The organism is Streptococcus ovis DSM 16829, assembly GCF_000380125.1.
GTDB classification, from domain to species: Bacteria; Bacillota; Bacilli; order Lactobacillales; family Streptococcaceae; genus Streptococcus; species Streptococcus ovis.
In genome coordinates this window covers 54,989-74,808 of the sequence record NZ_KB904580.1, presented here as the reverse complement: position 1 = coordinate 74,808, position 19,820 = coordinate 54,989, and the positions used below count along the sequence as shown (strand labels likewise).

Genomic DNA, 19,820 nt, shown 5'->3' with positions numbered 1-19,820 from the left:
GATGAAACAGATTGAAGATTTTAAAAATAAAAAAGTATTGGTGCTAGGGCTTGCCAAGTCAGGAGAGTCTGCTGCACGACTATTGGATCAGCTGGGAGCTTTGGTGACAGTCAATGATGGAAAACCCTTTGATGAAAATCCGACCGCTCAGAGTTTACTAGAGGACGGCATTCGCGTCATTTGTGGAAGCCATCCTTTAGAGTTATTGGACGAAGAGTTCGAACTTCTCGTCAAAAATCCTGGAATCCGCTATGACAATCCTATGGTCGAAAAAGCTTTAGCAAAAGGGATTCCAGTTTGGACAGAGGTTGAATTGGCTTATCTTGTTTCGGAAGCACCGATTATTGGAATTACAGGTTCAAATGGCAAGACCACCACAACAACCATGATTGCAGAAGTTCTCAATGCTGGCGGACAGTCTGCTAAATTATGTGGAAATATTGGCTTTCCTGCCTCCGATGTGGTACAAGGGGCAACAGACAAAGATACCTTGGTAATGGAACTTTCCTCCTTCCAATTAATGGGAGTAGAGACTTTTAGACCACATATTGCAGTAATGACGAATGTGATGCCGACCCACATTGACTACCATGGTTCCTTTGAGGAATATGTGGCAGCCAAATGGCATATTCAAGACCAGATGACAGACCAGGATTACCTTGTTTTAAATATGAATCAAGAACTGGCAAAAGACCTAGCGGCAAAGACGCAGGCAACGGTGCTGCCTTTTTCGACAACTGAAAAAGTAGATGGTGCCTATTTGGAAGATGGTCAGCTTTACTTTAAGGGAGAACTCATCATGTCAGCTGACGAGATTGGAGTGCCAGGAAGTCACAATATTGAAAATGCTCTTGCGACCATTGCAGTGGCAAAACTATCAGGCATAGATAACAAAGTGATTAAGGAAACACTTTCTCATTTTGGTGGCGTCAAGCATCGCTTGCAATACGTTACTGAAATCCGTAAAGTTCGCTTCTACAATGACAGTAAATCTACTAACATATTAGCAACACAAAAAGCACTATCAGGATTTGACAATAGCAAGGTCATCTTAATTGCAGGTGGTCTAGATCGTGGCAATGAGTTTGATGAATTGGTACCAGATATAATTGGCTTGAAAGCAATGGTAATTTTGGGGCAATCAGCACCTCGTGTGAAACGAGCAGCCGAAAAAGCAGGAGTGGATTTTGTCGATGCAACAGATATTGCAGATGCAACTTACAAGGCGTTTGCGTTAGCATCAGAAGGGGATATCGTCTTACTTAGTCCAGCCAATGCTAGTTGGGATATGTATCCAAACTTTGAAGTACGTGGGGATCTCTTCCTTTCAACAGTAGCGACATTAAAGGAATCAATATGAAAAAAATAGTCTTTACAGGTGGTGGAACAGTCGGGCATGTGACACTCAACCTCCTCCTCATTCCTCGTTTCATCAAGGATGGCTGGGAAGTCCATTATATTGGAGATGCACATGGAATTGAGCACGAGCAAATCATTAAGTCGGGTTTGGATGTGACCTTTCACTCGATTGCTACTGGGAAGTTGCGTCGGTATTTCTCCTGGCAGAATATGCTAGATGTTTTTAAGGTTGGTTTTGGAATTTTGCAGTCACTGGTTATTGTAGCCAAAATTCGTCCACAGGCGCTTTTTTCAAAAGGGGGCTTTGTTTCTGTACCGCCTGTTATTGCTGCAAAAGTATTGGGAGTCCCTGTTTTCGTTCACGAATCAGATTTATCGATGGGCTTAGCCAATAAGATTGCTTACAAATTTGCCACCACCATGTATTCTACATTTGAACAAGCCAAAGGCCTGGATAAGGTAAAGCATGTTGGAGCAGTGACCAAGGTGGGACAATCTAGTAAAGTCATTCCAATTCAGTTGCCAGAAATTGTATCGCATTTTGATGAGAAACTCAAAACATTGCTCTTTGTCGGTGGCTCAGGTGGGGCCAAAGTTTTTAATGAATTTATCACACAACATCGAGATGAATTAACGAAACGTTTCAATATTATCAATTTGACAGGGGATGCATCACTTCAAGAGCTATCTAAAAATCTCTACCGTGTAGAGTATGTAACAGACCTTTATCAACCTTTGATGGATTTAGCCGATTTAGTTATCACCCGTGGTGGCTCCAACACAATCTTTGAATTGGTTGCTATGCAAAAATTACATTTGATTGTACCTTTGGGGAAACAAGCCAGTCGGGGGGATCAGTTAGAAAATGCGCGTTATTTTGAAGAAAAAGGCTATGCTCTAAAACTAGATGAAGAAGCATTGACTTTTGACAATTTACTTAAGGCCAGCCAAGATCTGTTTGCACAGGAAGAAATCTATCAAACTGCTATGGCTCACTCCAATGAAATCCAGTCTGTTGACAGTTTCTATGAAATTCTGAAATCAGATATGGACAGAAAGGGGCGCCATGACTGACAAAGATATGCAGAAGGAAACCGTTGAGGAGGCAGCTGAACATCTAGAACAATTGGAACAGTCAGAAAAGGTGGAACAAGTAACGGATATTGAAGCGGATGAGACAGTAGATTTGGCAGATGAAACTGAGGGAAATGCGTCACCTGCTGAGGAAGAGAAAAGTGATTTTTTAAAGCATTGGGAAGAACGGCATCAAGCTTATCTTGCTGCAACTCAATCTAAAACAGACACAGTCTCTGAAAAACCAGTTGCTTCAAAAACCACTTCAAAACCTCAGAAGTCCAAAAAGCAGCCTGAGATTGACAAAACACTTGTCAATCCAACTGAAGATATAGCGACTATTGAAAAAATAAATCGTACGAAAGCTATTCCAACTAAAGCCATTTGGAAAACAGTCCCAGTCTTTCTCATTGCAATGCTTCTTGTTCTCCTTTCGATTTATTTTATTAGTCCCTTAGGAAAAGAAAAAATGATTCAAGTGAAAGGAAATCAAAACATAGATGGAAAAACAATCATAAAAAATAGTTTGATTTCTGATGAGGATTACGTTCTTACGACCTATTTGAATCGGTCTGGGCACGCCCAAAACATTGAACACAGTAGTGCCTGGATTAAAAATGCAAAGATTGATTTTCAATTTCCAAATCGTTTTGCCATTGTGGTAGAAGAATTCAGTCAAATTGGATTTATAAAACAAGGAGAGGAGTACTACTCTGTCTTGTCTAGTGGAAAGGTGGCGGAAACTGCTACGTCAGCTGAGAAGCTGCCAGCCACCTATACCACTATCTATTTGTCAGATGAAACGTTAATCAAACAGTTGGTACACCAATTGAATACCATTGATACTGGTATTTTAGAAGTGATAGAAGAAATTCGTTTGACTCCTAATAAGGTGACAAACGATTTGCTGACCTTGACCATGAGGGGAGGCAATATCATTTTAGTCCCCCTATCAGAAATTGATATAAAACTGCCATACTATACAAAAATAGCTCAACAGTTGCAAGTAGCCAGTATTATTGATATGGAAGTGGGAATTTTTAGCTACGCAAAACAATAAAACGCACAATTGGGCTAAATATTTATAGAAAATGACTTATTTTCCCCCCATTTTAAAAGATTATATGGTATAATGAACGATGAATAATTCTATTTTCTTCTAGAATGAGGAAAAATGTTTAAGTCGGAAGTAAGAGAGGACTGATAGAATGGCTAGAAATGGCTTTTTTACGGGATTAGATATCGGAACCAGCTCTATTAAGGTCTTGGTTGCAGAGTTTATTAACGGACAAATGAACGTTATTGGTGTGAGCAATGTAAAAAGTGCTGGCGTCAAAGACGGTATTATTATCAATATTGATGTGGCAGCTGGTGCGATTAAATCAGCATTAGCACAGGCAGAAGAAAAAGCAGGAATTCGCATTGACAAGGTGAATGTTGGATTACCGGCCAACCTTCTTCAAATTGAACCTACACAAGGGATGATTCCGGTGACTACCAGTTCACAGGAAATCACAGATGTAGATGTTGAAAATGTTGTGAAATCAGCATTGACGAAGAGCATGACACCAGAACGTGAAGTGATTTCTTTTGTTCCAGAGGAGTTTGTAGTAGATGGATTCCAAGGGATTAAAGATCCTCGTGGCATGATGGGAATTCGTCTTGAAATGCGAGGTCTTCTCTATACAGGACCACGGACCATTTTGCATAATCTTCGTAAAACAGTAGAACGTGCTGGGGTACAGGTGGAAAATGTAGTGATCTCACCTCTGGCTTTGACTCGTTCTATTTTAAACGAAGGTGAAAAGGAATTTGGAGCAACAGTTATTGACCTCGGTGGTGGCCAAACGACAGTTGCTGTAATGCGAGGTCAAGAGTTGCAATACACCAACATTTACCAAGAGGGTGGCGACTATGTGACCAAAGACATCTCAAAAGTCTTGACGACATCACAAAGTATTGCTGAAAATTTGAAATTCAACTATGGAATTGCCTATCCAAAAGAAGCGACTGAAAAAGAAAAATTCAATGTTGAAGTAATTGGAGAAAGTACACCAGTTGAAGTAACAGAACGATACTTATCAGAAGTGATTTCTGCTCGTCTTCGTCAAATTTTTACGAAGGTAAAACAGGACTTGGAGCGGACTCGTGCTTTAGACTTACCTGGAGGTATTGTCCTTGTTGGTGGTGGAGCAGTTCTTCCAGGGATTACTGAATTGGCTCAAGAAGTATTTGGTGTCAATACGAAATTGTATGTGCCAAATCAAATTGGTATTCGGAATCCTGCTTTTGCTCATGTGATTAGTATTGTCGAATATGTTGGAAGCTTAGATGATGTAGAAAGAATTGCACAAGTAGCGGTTAATGGTGAGGCAGATCTTCGTCAAAAGCCAGTACCTGTTCCAAGTGCAATGACTACTAGCAAACGTCCAAGTATTCAGCCAGTTCCTCAACCAGTGGTTGTTGAACCTCAGCCAGAAGAAGAAGCTGAACCCATTCCAGTATACAATGGTAATGAGGAAAGACAGGATGAGCCAAAGAGTAATTTTTCAGAACGTCTAAAAGGCTTATTCGGAAGTATGTTTGAATAAGAAAAGAAAAGGTGACTAGAACTATGACATTTTCATTTGAAGCAGCAACAACACAAGGCGCTGTTATTAAAGTTATTGGTGTCGGCGGTGGTGGCGGCAATGCCATCAATCGTATGATTGAAGAGGGGGTTGCTGGCGTTGAATTTATCGCTGCAAATACAGATGTACAAGCCCTTAGTAGCTCAAAAGCAGAAACAGTTATTCAATTAGGACCTAAATTGACGCGTGGTTTGGGTGCTGGTGGTAATCCTGAAGTTGGTCGCAAAGCAGCTGAAGAAAGTGAAGAAGCTTTGACAAATGTGCTGACTGGTGCAGACATGGTCTTCATTACTGCTGGTATGGGAGGTGGCTCTGGTACTGGTGCTGCTCCAGTGATTGCCCGTATTGCAAAAAACCTTGGCGCTTTAACAGTGGCTGTCGTGACACGTCCATTTGGTTTTGAAGGAAACAAACGTGGCAATTTTGCCATTGAAGGAATCGAAGGTTTGCGTGAGCAAGTGGATACACTCTTGATTATTTCGAACAACAACTTGCTTGAAATTGTTGACAAGAAAACACCATTGATTGAAGCTCTTAGCGAAGCAGATAACGTTCTCCGTCAAGGTGTACAAGGGATTACAGATTTGATTACTAATCCTGGTTTGATTAACCTTGACTTTGCCGATGTGAAATCTGTTATGGAAAACAAAGGCAATGCTCTTATGGGGATTGGTATTGGTACAGGAGAAGATCGTGTTCTTGAAGCGGCTCGTAAAGCCATTTATTCACCACTTCTCGAAACAACAATTGATGGTGCAAATGATGTGATTGTCAACGTAACTGGTGGCTACGATATGACTTTGACAGAAGCGGAAGAAGCTTCAGAAATTGTGCATCAAGCAGCTGGACAAGGTGTTAATATTTGGTTGGGAACTTCTATTGACGATTCAATGAAAGATGAAATCCGCGTAACAGTTGTTGCGACTGGTGTTCGTCAAGAAGGAGCAGAACGCTCTCCACGACAACGTGAAGTTTCACAAGCAGTTAGCCGTCCACGTTATGATGCAACTGCACCAGTAGCGAAAAGTGCTCCTCAGGAAGAAGCACTTAGAGCCTCAGCTTTTGGTGAGTGGGACCTTCGTCGTGAAAATTTAATTCGTCCTGTTGATACAAATCAACATTCAACGATTAATGTTGAAAAATTTACGGTTGAAGAAGACGAAGATGAGTTGGATACACCACCATTCTTCAGAAATCGCTAATGATTCATTTTCAAAAAAATAAGGATGAGGTTTTTGAAGCTGTTGCAAAAGCAGCGACAGATGCACATCGTCCATCAGATTCAGTAACTGTTATAGCTGTCACCAAATATGTTGACAGCTCTATTGCTAAAGACCTGATAAAAACCGGTGTGACTCATATTGGTGAAAATAGGGTAGACCAGTTTTTAGAAAAATACCATGCATTTGAAGGTCAATCACTTGTTTGGCATCTAATTGGTAGTCTCCAGAGACGAAAGGTAAAGGACGTGATTAACCTTGTGGATTATTTTCATGCTTTGGATTCTGTCAAGTTAGCTGCTGAAATTCAGAAACGAGCGGAGCATCCCATCAAGTGTTTTCTGCAAGTGAATATTTCTAAAGAAGAAAGCAAACATGGTTTTAGCATCGAAGAGATTGATGAGGCTATTGATGCGATGAAAGCATATGAAAGTATCGAGTTGGTTGGTTTAATGACGATGGCACCTTTAGGAGCCAGTGAATCAGAGCTGCAAGATATTTTTTCAAAGACAGAACAGTTACGACAAAGGTTAGCCGCCTTACAATTACCAAGAATGCCTTTTACTGAGTTGAGTATGGGGATGAGTGGAGATTTTAAGGAAGCTATTGCACATGGTTCGACATTTGTCCGAATCGGAACAGCATTTTTTAAGTGAGGGAAATAAGTGGCATTTAAAGATACATTTCGGGGCCTATTCAATTATTTTGAAATAGATGGCTCAACGGACTATGAGGACCAGGAGGAGGAGTCATATCAGATGGCGAATGATACACCAAAAATGAAAGTGGCGCCTGCTCCTATCTTACCAGATAATCATGCGACTAAGGAATTGCGTCGTAGTACAAGTCACTCACATAAAACGACGAATCTTCAACGTTTACATGACAAACAACAAGAGTTGTTAGAGGCATCAGAAACCATCAAAACAACGATTGATATTAAATTTCCGAAGAAATACGAAGAGGCTCCGGAAATTGTTAATTTGTTGTTGGAGAATGCAAGTGTCTTGATCGATTTTCAATTTATGTCTGAAACACAGGCACGTCGCTGTTTAGACTATCTAGATGGAGCGCGTTCCGTTCTTTCAGGTAATCTGAAAAAGATTTCAAGCACCATGTGGTTGCTCACACCAGTGAATGTGACAGTGAATATTGAAGAATTGCGTTCATCTGCTTCAAGTTCAGAGACTCAATTTGATTTTGACATGAAACGGTAGATCGTATGAAGTTTATTATTTTAACTTTGTTACAAGCTATTGAGATTTATTCTTATGTTCTATTAGCCTATGTCCTTTTATCATGGATTCCTAGCCTATACGATACGTTTCTTGGTAAATTGATTATTAAATTAGTTCGTCCGGTGTTAACTCCATTTAGGAAGTTGAACTTGCAATTCTTTGGCTTGGACTGGACAATCGTCCTCATTTGGTTTATCCTTAATATTCTGAGTCAATTCTTATGGCAATTGTTGGCTATTTTGTAAAAAATGAGAAAAGAAGCAGGAATATATCAACACTTTGCTCCAGAAGAGAGAGCGTTTGTTGAAAAAATGGTTGACCTTTGTCAGCGGGTTGAAGAAAGCTATTCTTACCATTTAACAGCTTTTTTGAATCCGCGTGAAGAGGAAATTCTACACTCTATTGCCTCTTTTTACCAGCTAAATGCATTTTCCAGCCGAACAGTTTTCGCAAGTGAATTTGTTCGTATGATTATTGCTCCTGACTACTACATTTTACAACAAGCAGATTTTGAAATAGTGGTACTTGAGATTTCCTATCCAGTAAAATTTCATACGCTCTCCCATTCACAAATTTTGGGGACTTTGATTCATCAATTGGGAATTAAGAGGGAGTGGATAGGTGACATCTTTCTTGTAGATACACGTTGGTTTGTGATCTTAGATCAAAAATTTGCGGACTTGTCTCAGGGAACCATTACAAAAATTTCGCGTGTACCAGTTCAGTGGAAGGAATGTCCATTGGCTGCTGTTCCGCTTGTAGAAGAGGCAGAAGGCAAAACAATACAAGTATTGTTGTCTAGCTTACGGTTAGACAAGATTGTAGCAGTTGCTTTTAAGTTGTCTCGAGCAAATGCTGGAAGGCTAGTTGAATCTGGTCACGTAAAATTGGATTACAGAGAAGTAACGCAGACTGGAAAAACAGTTGAGATGGGTCAATTGGTAAGCGTTAGAGGTTTTGGAAGGGTTCGTTTGAAAGAGCTTTTAGGAATTTCTAAACAAGGAAAGTTCAAGGTAGAATTGGACATTATAAAGAAATAGGAGAAACTATGGCACTTACATCATTAGAATTAAAAGATAAGACATTTGGTACAAAATTTAGAGGGTACGATGTAGAGGAAGTCGATGATTTTCTAGATATTGTAACCCGTGATTACGAGGATTTAGTTCGGAAAAATCACGCTTTGGAATCTGAAATCAAGTCATTAAAAGACCGTTTGGCCTATTTTGATGAAATGAAGGAATCCCTAAGCCAATCTGTTATCTTAGCGCAGGATACAGCAGATAAGGTGAAACATGCTGCTGAAGATCAAGCAACCAACATTGTAAAACAGGCAGATTATGATGCACAAACTCTTTTGAATGAAGCGAAAGAGAAAGCTAATGCGATTCTACGTTCTGCAACTGATAATGCGAAACGATTGGTTGTAGAAACAGAAGAGTTAAAGAATAAAACGCGGATTTTCCATCAACGCTTGAAGTCATCGGTTGAAAGTCAACTATCACTCGTTAATTCAAATGAGTGGGAAGATATTCTTCGTCCGACGGCAACTTATTTACAGACCTCTGATGAAGCCTTCCGTGAAGTGCTTGAAAAAGCCTTGGATGGTGGTACAGAAGTAGCTAGTCTACCAAATGAGGATGATTTGGAAATGACACGCCAATTGTCAGTAGAAGAGTTAGAAGAGCTAAAGCGTCAAGCAGAAGCACTAGACAATGCTACTGAGGCAGAAACAAGTGAGATTTCAGAAGAAGATTTACCATTCTCTGAAGAATAAAGATAAGATTGATAACAAAAATACGATTCTTACATGATATTTTTAGCGAGCAGGTGATGGTGGGAGACCTGTAATCACTCAGTAAGACATCATCATTTTGTTCAATTTTTCCTGAAAATTGTAGTAAGGAAAGACGAATGATTCTCGTTACGAATCAACTGAGGGACAGGGGGAACTCTGTCTAAACTAAGGTGGTACCACGAACTTTCGTCCTTTTTGGCGAGAGTTTTTTTATTGATTATGTTACGATTAAAACTTGTAGATGAAACAACGTTTGATGCTGTCATTGACCTTTCGGTAGCTAGCCAAGATGAACGTCGTTTGGCTCCTAATGTCTATTCTTTGGCTCAAGCTTGGTTGCTTAGAGATACCCGTCAGGTGTTTCCGTATGCGATATTGAGTTCGGGAAAGGTTGTTGGATTTCTTCTTTTGAATAAAGATCCTAAGAAAAAAGAATATTTGATTTGGCGCTTGATGATTGATCAATCCCATCAAGACAGAGGTTATGGGAAGGAAGCGATTCGTCTTGTTATTCGAATGGCTCAAGCAGATGAAAAGTGTGAGACTGTAGTGGTTGATTATGTGATGGGGAACCATCGAATGCGTGGAATATTAGAAAGTCTTGGTTTTGAGACAGATGGTATTTCGGGCAATGAAGTTGTAATGACATTAAATGTTATAAAATAAGGAGAACACATGAAATTAAAAGAAACATTAAACTTAGGTAAAACAGCCTTTCCAATGCGTGCAGGTCTTCCAAATAAAGAACCCGAATGGCAAAAAGCTTGGGAAGAAGCAGACTTGTATGCGAAACGTCAGCAATTGAATGAAGGGAAACCTTCTTTCCATTTGCATGATGGTCCTCCCTATGCTAATGGGAATATCCATGTAGGTCATGCCTTGAATAAAATTTCCAAAGACATCATCGTACGGAGCAAATCAATGTCTGGTTTTCGTGCACCGTATGTTCCTGGATGGGATACCCACGGTCTTCCAATTGAGCAAGTTTTATCAAAACAAGGTGTCAAGCGCAAAGAATTGGACCGTGCAACTTATTTAAAAATGTGTCGTGATTATGCCCTTTCTCAAGTAGACAAACAACGCGATGATTTCAAACGTTTGGGTGTATCAGCAGACTGGGAAAATCCTTATGTGACGCTCTTTCCTGCCTATGAAGCAGCTCAAATCCGTGTCTTTGGGGCGATGGCTGATAAGGGCTATATCTATCGTGGAGCGAAGCCGGTTTATTGGTCATGGTCGTCTGAATCAGCTCTTGCGGAAGCAGAAATTGAGTACCATGATATTGACTCAACCTCACTCTACTATGCCAATAAAGTCAAAGATGGCAAGGGAGTGTTGGACACAGATAGTTACATCGTTGTTTGGACTACCACACCATTTACCATCACAGCTTCTCGTGGTTTGACAGTAGGTCCAGATATGGACTATGTCCTTGTTAAACCAGCGGGTTCTGATCGTAAGTACTTGATGGCTGAAGCACTTGTAGATAGCTTAGCGGCGAAATTTGGTTGGGAATCCTTTGAGCTTGTATCAAAACACAAAGGGGTAGAACTTGAATACATCGTGACCGAGCACCCATGGGATGAAGCGGTCGATGAATTGGTAATTCTCGGGGATCACGTTACGACTGACTCTGGTACTGGGGTTGTCCATACCGCACCTTCATTTGGTGAGGATGACTATAATGTCGGTATGAAGTATGATTTGGAAGTCTATGTAACAGTTGATGAGCGTGGTTTGATGAATGAATTGGCTGGTCCTGACTTTGAAGGACAATTCTATGATAAGGTTGTCCCAACTGTTACTGAAAAATTAGGCGATTTGCTTCTTGCTAAAGAAGTTATTAACCACTCTTACCCATTTGACTGGCGGACGAAGAAACCAATCATCTGGCGTGCAGTCCCTCAATGGTTTGCTTCTGTGTCTAAATTCCGTCAAGAGATTTTGGATGAAATTGACAATACGACTTTCTATCCAGCTTGGGGGCATACCCGTTTGTTCAACATGATTCGTGATCGTGGTGACTGGGTGATTTCTCGTCAACGTGCTTGGGGTGTGCCTCTTCCAATCTTTTATGCAGAAGATGGAACAGCTATCATGACAAAAGAAGTAACGGACCATGTAGCTGATCTCTTTGAAAAAGAAGGCTCTATCATCTGGTGGGAACGAGATGCCAAGGACCTTTTACCTGAAGGCTTCACTCATCCAGGTTCACCAAATGGTGAATTTACCAAAGAAACAGATATCATGGACGTTTGGTTTGACTCAGGTTCTTCATGGAACGGTGTGATGAATTCTCGTGAAGACTTAGAATACCCAGCTGACTTGTATTTGGAAGGTTCTGACCAGTACCGTGGTTGGTTTAACTCTTCTTTGATTACTTCAGTAGCGGTTAATGGTCATGCACCGTACAAATCTGTCCTCTCTCAAGGGTTCGTTTTGGATGGCAAGGGTGAGAAGATGTCCAAATCAAAGGGCAATATCATCTCGCCAAACGATGTAGCCAAGCAATACGGAGCTGAAATTCTCCGTCTTTGGGTCGCTTCTGTTGATACAGATAATGACGTTCGTGTATCAATGGAAATTCTCGGTCAAGTTTCTGAGACCTACCGTAAGATTCGGAATACCCTTCGTTTCTTGATTGCCAATACATCTGATTTCAATCCACATACGGATGTTGTTTCTTATGAAAATCTCCGTCCCGTTGATAAATACATGACCATCAAGTTTAACGGACTTGTTCAAACAATTCGTGATGCTTATGAAAACTATGATTTCTTGAACATCTATAAGGCGGTTGTGAACTTTGTGACGGTTGACTTGTCTGCCTTCTACCTTGATTTTGCGAAAGATGTAGTCTATATTGAAGCAGCAGATAGTATGGCTCGCCGTCAAATGCAGACAGTCTTCTATGATATCTTGGTGAAAATTACCAAACTACTAACGCCAATCTTGCCACATACAGCGGAAGAAATCTGGTCATACTTAGAACATGAAGCAGAAGAATTTGTTCAATTGACTGAATTGCCAGAAGCAGAAATCTTTGCTGGTCAAGAAGTTATTCTTGAAGAGTGGGAAGCTTTCATGAACTTCCGTACACAGGCTCAAAAGGCCTTGGAAGAAGCGCGTAATGCCAAAGTGATCGGTAAGTCACTAGAAGCTCATTTGACAGTCTATGCGGGTGAAACAGTTCGTACGTTATTGGCAGCATTGGATAGTGATGTAGCCCAACTCCTCATTGTTTCGCAATTGACAGTGACGGAAGAACCGGCGCCTGAAAATGCTCTGCAGTTTGAGAACGTTGCCTTTACAGTGGAGCATGCTCATGGTGAAGTCTGTGATCGTTGCCGTCGAATTGATGAAACTGTTAAAGAGCGCAGTTATCATGCTCATATCTGTAATCATTGTGCTGGAATTGTAGAAACAAGATTTGTTGAAGCAGTAGCAGAAGGTTTCGAAGAAAAATAGTATATATGCAAAAATTCCTAACAGTTGTTGGGAATTTTTTTGACTGTAAGTAAGAAAAAAGCTACACAAAGTCTCATTGTGTAGCAATCATGTTTTATTTGATAATTGGGATAGACATTTCAATCAAGCGATCGGTATGGATTGTTCGAATCCCAGCAGGATTGATGGTATTTTTATCGATTTTACGTCTCAAGAAAAACTCACGAATTCCATCAATTTCAGTTGGAAGAATAGCACGGTATTTGTTGGAAATGAGCAATTCATAGTGTAGTGGTGCCTGTGTAAAAATCACATCGGTATTTCCAGCTGAATAGGTTTCCACTAGAAATGCATCCGTATTTTCCAATTGGCTTTGTACGAGTCGTGTGTGGCTGTTGGTCGTGTTGATCAGTTTCATGCTTGACCTCCTCCTCTTTCGCTTTATTATAGCACTATTATCTGAAAATTCCTAGTTTTTGGAGAGATTTTCTTGATTTTTCCACTGTTCAATTCCCCACTTGTGACTACCACGTTTTAAATTGGCGATGGCTTCGTCAATTGGGAACCAAGCCAAATGATTAAAGTCTTCAAGTGGTTTTCCAATTTCTGTATAGCTTGTTACTTCGTAGAGGTAGGCAGGATTATAGTAATAGGTATCTCTATGGCGAGAATAGAAATATTCATCGGCTTGTCCGTAATATTGTCCGATAGTAGCAGTAAATCCTAATTCTTCAATCAATTCTCGTTCTAAAGCAGATAAGTGATTTTCACCAGCTTCGATTTCCCCGCCGGGCAAAAACCAGGCTCCATTTGGTGCTTGAACAAGGATGATGTGTGTGTGGTCATGATTTGGGATAACAGCGTAGACCCCGTAGCGGGACTGATATTGAATGCCGTCCTCTTTTGTACCGAAAATTGGATTTGTCATGTGGATTCCCCTCTGATATTCTTGTTCTCATTATACTAAAAATGATGGAAAAATTCTATCAAAATCGTTAGAAAATTCAGGTAATTTTTGTTTGATATAGAGAATGAAACTAAAAAACGGTACATCATCAGAAAATCACGATCTACCGTTTTTTTAGCCCCTCTCCCCGCACAGTTGATCGGGCATCGCAACGCAAGGGAGGAGAACTACTAATTGATCACTGCGTCAAATTACTCTCTAATTTAGTGAAAGAAGGTGGAAAATGTTGTCTTAGTTTCATATACAAAGTTATGAAGCTGGCACTTCTGTTTTTTGTGCTGCTTTTACGACGATTTTTCCGTTAGAAGTCATAACCGCACGGAGTTCTTTATCTGTAGGATGCTCCAGATAGTAATCTGTAATCGCATCTTCGATTTGGTCTTGAATGGTTCTGCGTAATGGACGAGCTCCCATTTTCGGATCGTAACCGAGGTCAACGAGTTTTTCTTTAACCTTGTCAGTGACATGGAGGTGAATGCCGTTGGTTGCCAATCGGGTATTCACATCTTCTAGCATCAAGTCCACAATTTTGAGGAGATGAGGTTTCTCAAGAGCCTTGAATTCGATGATACCGTCAAAGCGGTTCATGAACTCTGGGCTAAAGAAATCTCCAAGTTGTCCAAGGACAGAATTGGTCCGTCCTTCGAGTGCTGCTCCAAAACCGACAGAAGCTTCTATTTTGCCAGTTCCGGCATTGGAAGTCATGATGATAATAGCATCCTTAAAGCTAACAGTCCGTCCTTGTCCATCTGTCAAACGACCATCGTCTAAGACTTGGAGGAACATGTGCATCACATCTGGATGCGCTTTTTCCACTTCATCAAGAAGAATCAGTGAATATGGATTGCGGCGGACTTTTTCTGTTAATTGGCCTGCTTCTTCGTAGCCAACATATCCTGGAGGTGCACCAACTAGTTTTGCTACACTGTGTTTTTCCATGTACTCAGACATATCGAAGCGAATCATACTGTCGGCAGAGCCAAAGAGTTCAATGGCTAATTGCTTGGATAGTTCAGTTTTACCAACACCGGTCGGTCCAACAAAGAGGAAGCTACCAATTGGGCGATTTGGTGTTCCGAGCCCCACACGATTTCGACGAATTGCTTTAGCGATTTTATCAACGGCTTCATCTTGACCGATGACATGAGATTTCAAATCATCTGCAAGATGGATCAGTTGAGATTGTTCTTTTTCTTTCAAATCGCCAACTGGAATATTGGTTTTTTGCTCAACGATAGCTTCAATTTCCTTCTCGGTAATAAGCGGAATATCATCTTCGTTGAGGCTGGTTTTTTGCATTTCCTTATATTTAGCAATCTGGTCACGGTAGTAGGCAGCTTTTTCATAGTCTTCATCGCGGGTTGCTTGCGCTTTGCGATTTTCAGCATCCACCAAACGTTGGTCGATTTCTTTTGGATCAACAAAATTGAGGGTTAAGTTCATTTTCGAACCTGATTCATCCAACAGGTCAATAGCTTTATCTGGCAAGAAGCGGTCTTGAATATAGCGGTTTGACAAGATAGCAGCTGCTTCAATGGCTGCATCTGTATAGCGAACGTGGTGGTAATCTTGGTATTTGCTTTGGATACCTTTTAAGATGGTAATGGTTTCTTCAACGCTTGGCTCGTCAACCTTGACAGGTTGCATCCGGCGTTCCAATGCAGCATCTTTTTCGATAATGCGGTATTCATTCAGGGTTGTCGCACCAACTAGCTGGAGTTCACCACGCGCAAGGGCTGGTTTTAAGATATTTCCGGCATCCATATTACCATCACCAGCAGAACCAGCACCCACAATTTCATGAATTTCATCAATAAAGAGAATGATTTCCTTTCGATTGCGGATTTCTTCCATGAGTTTTTGCATCCGTTCTTCAAATTGACCACGGATACCTGTTCCTTGCACAAGGCTGACAACATCTAAGCGAATCACTTCTTTTCCTTGGAGTTTATGTGGAACATCTCCGTCTACAATTTTTTGGGCCAATCCTTCAACAACGGCTGTTTTCCCTACACCCGGTTCTCCAATAAGGACTGGATTGTTTTTCGTGCGACGATTAAGAATTTCAATCACACGGACAATTTCCTCATCACGACCGATAACTGGGTCAATGTCACCACGGCGTGCAATTTCGGTGATGTTGATACCAAATTCTTCTAGGAGGCCATTTGGTTGTTGAGAAGGTTGTTGCGGACCACGTCCACCGTTCTGATTGCCGCCTCCATTTCCTCCTGCCTGTGTAGGCGGTGTCTGTCCTGGACGGCGTCCGGCAGGAGTATTGCCAGTGAAACCTCCGATATTATTGAAAAATTCGCTGAAGGGATCCATATCATTTGGATTTCCAATATCAGCAAGTCCCTTTAAAATCGCATTATTAGGGTCTGTTTTCATAATTTGATAGCAATTATGACAGAGGTCTACCTGTTTTTGTTTTCCATTAAGATTGGTATACAGATGAATGGTCGCATCGTTGATATTGCAATTTTGACAGAGCATGGTCATTCCTCTCTTCTGTTAAATTCCTTATTGAATGGTCAATAAAGGTCAAATATAGTTTCATTATAACAATATTTATCAAAAATGCAAGAATCTGAATCGCTTTGTGCTTATTTTTTGATGATGAAATGGTGGAATCCGTCCGAATATTGGATATTTAGGAAGACTTTTCAGAAAAAATATGATAGAATACACTTATAAAAGAATGAGGAGAAATGGACATGGAATCACATTTAGTGAGAATTATCAGCCGTTTGGAAGCAATGGCGACCGATGGTGGCACCTTGAAACGTAATTTTGAGCGTGAAGGTGTAGTTGTAGCAGAGGTTGCCTACAGCTATGATGAAGAAAATGGTTCTGTATTTACATTGCGCGATGTCGCAGCTCGTGAAACCTACACGTTTGATAGCATCGATTTAATCGCGATGGAAATTTATGAATTGTTATATTAAGAAGATCTAGAGCACAGCTCTAGGTTTTTTTATTTTTCTAAAAATCTCCCGACTAGTATAGAAAAAACATCACAACTCTTGACTGAAAAAGCGAGAATAGGTATTTTTATGGATAGAAACCATTTTTTATAGAGAAGGTTTTCTTAGTATTGAGAAAAAGTTAGAAAATTTTAATTTTCTTTTTTTCAGATCAGCTTTTTATGATATACTAAAATTGTTAAAAAACTTTAATTTTACTAAAAAGAATGAAAGAGGTCAAGAAATTTGCTTTTACTAGATGGAGAGGTCAATGTGACCTATCAGATTCGAAGTATTGATTTGCCAGAAGACAGTCAGCGTCATTTGGCAAACCTTGGTTTAAAAGTTGGGACCCCTGTTCGGTTGATTTCAAAGACAGCAACAAGTGCTATTTTGATGCTTTCATCTAGTCGTTTGGCCTTTGATCAATCGATTTTACGCCAGATAGATGTGGAGAAATTAGAAGAGGTGGTCGAAACACTTCCACTTTCATCATTAAGAGTTGGTGAATTTGCTTACATAGATGGGATTTTTGCTGTAAAGGAAGCTAAGAGACGCTTGATGGATATGGGCTTGACGCGTCATACAAAGGTTTATTTACGAAAGGTGGCGCCATTGGGGGATCCAATCGAAATCAGTCTAAGAGGATATGAATTGACCTTGCGAAAGTCAGAAGCGCAATTGATTAGTGTAATTCGGGCGACAGGTGAAGAAAGAGAGTAAAAAATTCACTACCGTTTCAAGAGTGGATTGTGACGAAAAACAAGCCATCTAGTAATGAAGAGGTGTAAAGAAAATGACAAAAATTGCTTTAATTGGGAATCCAAATAGCGGAAAAACTAGTTTGTTTAATGCTGCGACGGGGACCAATCAGCGCGTAGGAAACTGGCCGGGTGTAACGGTAGAGCGTAAAAGTGGCTTTGTGAAAAAACATCCAGAGCTAGAAGTGCAGGATTTGCCAGGGATTTATTCGATGTCCCCTTATAGTCCTGAGGAAAAGGTGGCGCGTGATTACTTGCTGAGCGATGAGGCTGATAGTATTCTTAATGTTGTCGATGCCACCAACCTAGAACGCAATCTTTATCTCACAACACAGTTAATTGAGACAGGGATTCCTGTGACCATGGCATTAAATATGAGTGATGTGCTAGACAGTCAAGGGAAATCTATTAATGTGGACAAATTATCCTACCAGTTGGGGATTCCAGTAGTAGCGACGAGTGCTGTAAAATCTCAAGGAATCCGTCAGGCTATCAAGAAGGCAGCTCAAACAAGAAGAGACACCGTGGATACTATCCAATTTCCCGTTTATGAGGACCGATTTGAGGCTGCCATTTCACAGGTGATAGAGGTTTTGGGTTCGACCGTCCCTACTTCATCTGCTCGATTTTATGCAATGAAACTATTTGAACGAGATGAGCTAGTGGAGGCAGACCTAAACCTTTCTGCCTTTCAAAAATCTGAAATTGAGGATATTCTTCATGTCACAGAAGAAATTTTCACAGAGGATTCCGAATCGATTGTCATCAACCAGCGGTATGCTTTTATCGAAAAAGTTGCCAAGATGGCACAGAGTCAAGAAAGTGATTTTAAACTAAATCTATCAGATAAAATCGATAAAATTGTCACCAATCGGCTGTTAGCTCTGCCTATTTTTGCCCTTGTGATGTTTTTGGTGTATTATTTATCCATCCAAACGGTCGGCACCATGTGGACAGACTGGGTCAATGATGTTCTTTTTGGAGAAATTGTGCCAAATTGGGTGCAGCGTAGTTTGACCTATTTGCAGGTGGCAGATTGGATGCAGTCTTTGATTTTAGATGGAATTGTAGCAGGTGTAGGGACTGTTTTAGGCTTTTTACCGCAAATTTTTGTTCTCTTTGTTTGCTTGGGAATCCTAGAAGATATTGGTTACATGAGTCGGATCGCTTTTGTCATGGACCGTATTTTTAGACGGTTTGGCCTGTCAGGGAAATCCTTTATTCCAATGCTGATTGCGACAGGTTGTGGGGTTCCAGCTATTATGGCGAGTCGCACGATTGAAAATGAGCGTGATCGGAAAATCACGATTATGACAGCGACCTTTATGCCCTGCTCTGCCAAGTTGGAAATTATTGCCTTGATTGCTGGGGCCTTTTTTCCAGACAATCCTTTTATGGCACCATCTACCTATTTTGTGGGGATTGCGACCATTGTTCTGTCGGGAATTGCTCTGAAAAAGACAGCTTTTCTTGGAGGTTATACGAGTCCCTTTATCATGGAACTTCCTGCTTATCATCTGCCTAAGATTTTTTCCGTCTTTCGTTATGCATTTGGGAAGGCCATGAGCTTTGTCAAACGTGCGGGAACTGTTATTTTTAGCTTGACAGTTTTGATTTGGGTCTTGTCTTCCTATAATTTTGCTTTCCAGGCTGTGGATACGAATCAGAGTATGTTGGCGAGTCTTGGGCGCGCCTTTGCTTGGTTGTTTGAACCCCTTGGGTTTGGTAACTGGCGGGCTACCGTTGCTGCGATGACGGGCTTAGCAGCAAAGGAAACAGTAGTAGCAACTTTTGGCATTCTCTATCAAAGTACAGGGAATACGGGGCTAACAGCAAGTTTACAGGCTGATTATTCAGCGCTAGCAGCCTATTCATTCTTGATATTTAATTTGCTCTGTGCGCCATGTTTTGCAGCTATGGGGGCAATGAAGCGAGAAATGGGAGATGCTAAGTGGACCCTTGGAGCGATTGGTTTTCAGACAGGCCTAGCTTATGTCGTTAGTTTGGTGCTCTATCAGCTAGGAATGGTCATTCTATATGGAGAATCGCTAACGGTTTGGACGGGAGTAGCTGTTGGTTTGCTTTTGTTGATGCTTTGTCTCATCTTAAGAAAACCGCGTCAGGTGAACGAAGAGGTGATTCATCTGGATCGTCTAGCTGTTGTTGGAAAATAGGAGGAGAAAATGATTGCAACAATTGTACTAACTGTTCTTATTGCTACGGGTGTGTTATTTGGCTTGAGAAATTTTATCAAAGGGAAAGGCTCTTGTGGGGACTGTAATTGTAGCTGTCCTATCAAAGAAGAGATGCACAAGGTCAGTAAAGTAGATTAAAAAAATCGCCTCCTCTATCCAATTGAA

At 40.7% G+C, this 19,820-nt stretch carries 19 protein-coding genes and 1 other annotated feature; of the genes, 16 read left to right on the top strand and 3 right to left on the bottom strand.

Annotated elements, in window-relative coordinates; genetic code table 11:
* Nucleotide 1 precedes the first annotated feature (1 nt).
* The 12 genes from murD to ileS all read left to right on the top strand — a co-directional run bounded on the left by murD (nucleotide 2) and on the right by ileS (nucleotide 12,787).
* Entirely contained in the window at nucleotides 2–1,360 is a 1,359-nt protein-coding gene (gene murD, locus A3I9_RS0108030; protein ID WP_026217394.1) for a UDP-N-acetylmuramoyl-L-alanine--D-glutamate ligase, read from the top strand.
* Nucleotides 1,357–2,433 (top strand): UDP-N-acetylglucosamine--N-acetylmuramyl-(pentapeptide) pyrophosphoryl-undecaprenol N-acetylglucosamine transferase, encoded by a 1,077-nt coding sequence (locus A3I9_RS0108025; protein ID WP_018378525.1) that lies wholly within the window; start codon nucleotides 1,357–1,359, stop codon nucleotides 2,431–2,433. Before murD ends, A3I9_RS0108025 begins: the two co-directional genes overlap by 4 nt.
* On the top strand, nucleotides 2,426–3,493 hold the full coding sequence (locus tag A3I9_RS0108020) for a cell division protein FtsQ/DivIB (RefSeq protein ID WP_018378524.1): 1,068 nt from the start codon (nucleotides 2,426–2,428) through the stop codon (nucleotides 3,491–3,493). The genes A3I9_RS0108025 and A3I9_RS0108020 overlap by 8 nt, the downstream gene beginning before the upstream one ends.
* 148 nt (nucleotides 3,494–3,641) lie before the next feature.
* The gene (ftsA, locus tag A3I9_RS0108015; protein ID WP_018378523.1) at nucleotides 3,642–5,024 is read left to right on the top strand and encodes a cell division protein FtsA; all 1,383 of its coding nucleotides are present in this window, start codon (nucleotides 3,642–3,644) and stop codon (nucleotides 5,022–5,024) included.
* 23 nt (nucleotides 5,025–5,047) lie between these two features.
* Entirely contained in the window at nucleotides 5,048–6,265 is a 1,218-nt protein-coding gene (ftsZ, locus tag A3I9_RS0108010; RefSeq protein WP_018378522.1) for a cell division protein FtsZ, read from the top strand.
* 2 nt (nucleotides 6,266–6,267) lie between these two features.
* The gene (locus tag A3I9_RS0108005) at nucleotides 6,268–6,939 is read left to right on the top strand and encodes a YggS family pyridoxal phosphate-dependent enzyme (protein WP_026217393.1); all 672 of its coding nucleotides are present in this window, start codon (nucleotides 6,268–6,270) and stop codon (nucleotides 6,937–6,939) included.
* Nucleotides 6,940–6,948: 9 nt separating this feature from the next.
* Nucleotides 6,949–7,500, top strand: coding sequence for a cell division protein SepF (locus tag A3I9_RS0108000; RefSeq protein WP_026217392.1), 552 nt, complete (start codon nucleotides 6,949–6,951; stop codon nucleotides 7,498–7,500).
* A 5-nt stretch (nucleotides 7,501–7,505) separates the two neighbouring features.
* Nucleotides 7,506–7,766 (top strand): YggT family protein, encoded by a 261-nt coding sequence (locus A3I9_RS0107995; RefSeq protein ID WP_018378519.1) that lies wholly within the window; start codon nucleotides 7,506–7,508, stop codon nucleotides 7,764–7,766.
* 3 nt (nucleotides 7,767–7,769) lie between these two features.
* On the top strand, nucleotides 7,770–8,561 hold the full coding sequence (locus A3I9_RS0107990) for a YlmH family RNA-binding protein (RefSeq protein ID WP_018378518.1): 792 nt from the start codon (nucleotides 7,770–7,772) through the stop codon (nucleotides 8,559–8,561).
* Between the two features lie 8 nt (nucleotides 8,562–8,569).
* Nucleotides 8,570–9,298 (top strand): DivIVA domain-containing protein, encoded by a 729-nt coding sequence (locus A3I9_RS0107985; protein ID WP_018378517.1) that lies wholly within the window; start codon nucleotides 8,570–8,572, stop codon nucleotides 9,296–9,298.
* Between the two features lie 2 nt (nucleotides 9,299–9,300).
* Nucleotides 9,301–9,516, top strand: a binding site (T-box leader).
* 22 nt (nucleotides 9,517–9,538) lie between these two features.
* Entirely contained in the window at nucleotides 9,539–9,985 is a 447-nt protein-coding gene (locus A3I9_RS0107980; protein WP_018378516.1) for a GNAT family N-acetyltransferase, read from the top strand.
* Between the two features lie 9 nt (nucleotides 9,986–9,994).
* A complete protein-coding gene (gene ileS / locus A3I9_RS0107975; protein ID WP_018378515.1) occupies nucleotides 9,995–12,787 on the top strand; it encodes an isoleucine--tRNA ligase in 2,793 nt (930 codons plus the stop codon).
* Between the two features lie 94 nt (nucleotides 12,788–12,881).
* On the opposite strand, the gene A3I9_RS0107970 is transcribed toward ileS, so the two are convergent.
* The 3 genes from A3I9_RS0107970 to A3I9_RS0107960 form a co-directional block, all read right to left on the bottom strand.
* Entirely contained in the window at nucleotides 12,882–13,184 is a 303-nt protein-coding gene (locus tag A3I9_RS0107970) for a DUF1827 family protein (RefSeq protein WP_018378514.1), read from the bottom strand.
* Between the two features lie 51 nt (nucleotides 13,185–13,235).
* Nucleotides 13,236–13,694, bottom strand: coding sequence for an NUDIX hydrolase (locus tag A3I9_RS0107965; protein WP_018378513.1), 459 nt, complete (start codon nucleotides 13,692–13,694; stop codon nucleotides 13,236–13,238).
* Nucleotides 13,695–13,982: 288 nt separating this feature from the next.
* Nucleotides 13,983–16,229 (bottom strand): ATP-dependent Clp protease ATP-binding subunit, encoded by a 2,247-nt coding sequence (locus tag A3I9_RS0107960; RefSeq protein ID WP_026217391.1) that lies wholly within the window; start codon nucleotides 16,227–16,229, stop codon nucleotides 13,983–13,985.
* A gap of 221 nt (nucleotides 16,230–16,450) precedes the next feature.
* Between A3I9_RS0107960 and A3I9_RS0107955 the strand changes: the two genes are divergently transcribed.
* From A3I9_RS0107955 to A3I9_RS13420, 4 genes are all read left to right on the top strand, one after another.
* Nucleotides 16,451–16,681 carry a DUF1797 family protein gene (locus tag A3I9_RS0107955; RefSeq protein ID WP_018378511.1) on the top strand — a complete coding sequence of 77 codons (231 nt, stop codon included), beginning with the start codon at nucleotides 16,451–16,453 and terminating at the stop codon, nucleotides 16,679–16,681.
* A gap of 264 nt (nucleotides 16,682–16,945) precedes the next feature.
* Nucleotides 16,946–17,422: a ferrous iron transport protein A gene (locus A3I9_RS0107950; protein ID WP_018378510.1), complete on the top strand. Its 477-nt coding sequence runs from the start codon at nucleotides 16,946–16,948 to the stop codon at nucleotides 17,420–17,422.
* 73 nt (nucleotides 17,423–17,495) lie between these two features.
* Nucleotides 17,496–19,634 carry a ferrous iron transport protein B gene (gene feoB, locus A3I9_RS0107945; RefSeq protein WP_018378509.1) on the top strand — a complete coding sequence of 713 codons (2,139 nt, stop codon included), beginning with the start codon at nucleotides 17,496–17,498 and terminating at the stop codon, nucleotides 19,632–19,634.
* Nucleotides 19,635–19,643: 9 nt separating this feature from the next.
* Nucleotides 19,644–19,793, top strand: coding sequence for a hypothetical protein (locus A3I9_RS13420; RefSeq protein ID WP_018378508.1), 150 nt, complete (start codon nucleotides 19,644–19,646; stop codon nucleotides 19,791–19,793).
* Nucleotides 19,794–19,820 lie beyond the last annotated feature (27 nt).

What these genes read in the sequence shown, in the direction of transcription:
- A3I9_RS0107995 (WP_018378519.1), top strand. Translation starts at nt 7,506, where the DNA reads ATGAAGTTTATTATTTTAACTTTGTTACAAGCTATTGAGATTTATTCT.
- ftsZ (WP_018378522.1), top strand. Translation starts at nt 5,048, where the DNA reads ATGACATTTTCATTTGAAGCAGCAACAACACAAGGCGCTGTTATTAAA.
- feoB (WP_018378509.1), top strand. Translation starts at nt 17,496, where the DNA reads ATGACAAAAATTGCTTTAATTGGGAATCCAAATAGCGGAAAAACTAGT.
- A3I9_RS0107985 (WP_018378517.1), top strand. Translation starts at nt 8,570, where the DNA reads ATGGCACTTACATCATTAGAATTAAAAGATAAGACATTTGGTACAAAA.
- ileS (WP_018378515.1), top strand. Translation starts at nt 9,995, where the DNA reads ATGAAATTAAAAGAAACATTAAACTTAGGTAAAACAGCCTTTCCAATG.
- A3I9_RS0107990 (WP_018378518.1), top strand. Translation starts at nt 7,770, where the DNA reads ATGAGAAAAGAAGCAGGAATATATCAACACTTTGCTCCAGAAGAGAGA.
- A3I9_RS0108020 (WP_018378524.1), top strand. Translation starts at nt 2,426, where the DNA reads ATGACTGACAAAGATATGCAGAAGGAAACCGTTGAGGAGGCAGCTGAA.
- A3I9_RS0107955 (WP_018378511.1), top strand. Translation starts at nt 16,451, where the DNA reads ATGGAATCACATTTAGTGAGAATTATCAGCCGTTTGGAAGCAATGGCG.
- A3I9_RS13420 (WP_018378508.1), top strand. Translation starts at nt 19,644, where the DNA reads ATGATTGCAACAATTGTACTAACTGTTCTTATTGCTACGGGTGTGTTA.
- A3I9_RS0107980 (WP_018378516.1), top strand. Translation starts at nt 9,539, where the DNA reads ATGTTACGATTAAAACTTGTAGATGAAACAACGTTTGATGCTGTCATT.
- ftsA (WP_018378523.1), top strand. Translation starts at nt 3,642, where the DNA reads ATGGCTAGAAATGGCTTTTTTACGGGATTAGATATCGGAACCAGCTCT.
- murD (WP_026217394.1), top strand. Translation starts at nt 2, where the DNA reads ATGAAACAGATTGAAGATTTTAAAAATAAAAAAGTATTGGTGCTAGGG.
- A3I9_RS0107970 (WP_018378514.1), bottom strand. Translation starts at nt 13,184, where the DNA reads ATGAAACTGATCAACACGACCAACAGCCACACACGACTCGTACAAAGC.
- A3I9_RS0108025 (WP_018378525.1), top strand. Translation starts at nt 1,357, where the DNA reads ATGAAAAAAATAGTCTTTACAGGTGGTGGAACAGTCGGGCATGTGACA.
- A3I9_RS0107960 (WP_026217391.1), bottom strand. Translation starts at nt 16,229, where the DNA reads ATGCTCTGTCAAAATTGCAATATCAACGATGCGACCATTCATCTGTAT.
- A3I9_RS0107965 (WP_018378513.1), bottom strand. Translation starts at nt 13,694, where the DNA reads ATGACAAATCCAATTTTCGGTACAAAAGAGGACGGCATTCAATATCAG.